A 679-nucleotide genomic window follows, 5' to 3' on the forward strand; every position below is an offset into this window, starting at 1 on the left:
ACGACGCGGTGATGGCGATCGCGAAGGAGCATTCGGGCGCGTACGGGATGGGCGTCGACTACGCGTACACGATGGTCCACAAGGCCGCCGAGCGTACGCTGACGCCGCACGAGTCGCTCCCGCCCGTACCGGCGAAGTGACGCTGACTGTCGCGACGATCGATGCCGCTGCGGCGTGTGCCATGCGCACGCCGCAGCGGCGATACGTCAATGCGGGCGGTGTGACGCGGTCGATCCGCGGACACCGCCCACGGAGCGTTTGCAGGGCGGTCGCCTGCATTCCAGTTTGTTCGGGAGATTGATCGTATGGAACCTTATCTGGTTTCCCTTGGTGCGGGCCTGCTGATAGGCGTGATCTACAGTGCAATCAAGGTTCGCTCTCCCGCACCGCCGCTGATTGCCCTGGTCGGGTTGCTCGGCATGTTGATTGGCGTGCAGGCGGTTCCCGCCCTCAAGCAGCTCATCGGCCTTTGATTGAAATGAGGTGACGCATATGACCGCAACCGAAACCCAACCGGATTTGATTCTCCGCAACGGCAGGTTCACGACCCTGGACCGCGCGAACCCCGTCGCCGCTGCCGTGGCGATCAAGGAAGGCCGCTTCGTCGCGGTCGGCAGCGACGCGGACGTGATGCCGCTCGCGGGCCGTGCGACGAAGGTGATCGACCTCGGCGGCCGCA

2 protein-coding genes and 1 pseudogene are annotated in these 679 nt (G+C 64.9%); all 3 read left to right on the forward strand.

Features of this window, described 5'->3' with window-relative positions:
* Nucleotides 1-140: pseudogene (locus tag G3N64_RS39380) on the forward strand (hydrolase); the annotation flags it as partial.
* 165 nt (nucleotides 141-305) lie between these two features.
* A complete protein-coding gene (locus G3N64_RS39385) occupies nucleotides 306-473 on the forward strand; it encodes a DUF1427 family protein (RefSeq protein WP_011660704.1) in 168 nt (55 codons plus the stop codon).
* A 19-nt stretch (nucleotides 474-492) separates the two neighbouring features.
* The coding region (locus G3N64_RS39390) for a hypothetical protein (RefSeq protein ID WP_205788927.1) at nucleotides 493-679 on the forward strand (187 nt) is incomplete at its 3' end.

It is taken from the genome of Burkholderia sp. Ac-20344 (assembly GCF_017104975.1).
In the GTDB taxonomy this organism is placed as follows: domain Bacteria; phylum Pseudomonadota; class Gammaproteobacteria; order Burkholderiales; family Burkholderiaceae; genus Burkholderia.

Coding starts and splice junctions, on each gene's coding strand:
- G3N64_RS39385 (WP_011660704.1), top strand. CDS start 306: ATGGAACCTTATCTGGTTTCCCTTGGTGCGGGCCTGCTGATAGGCGTG.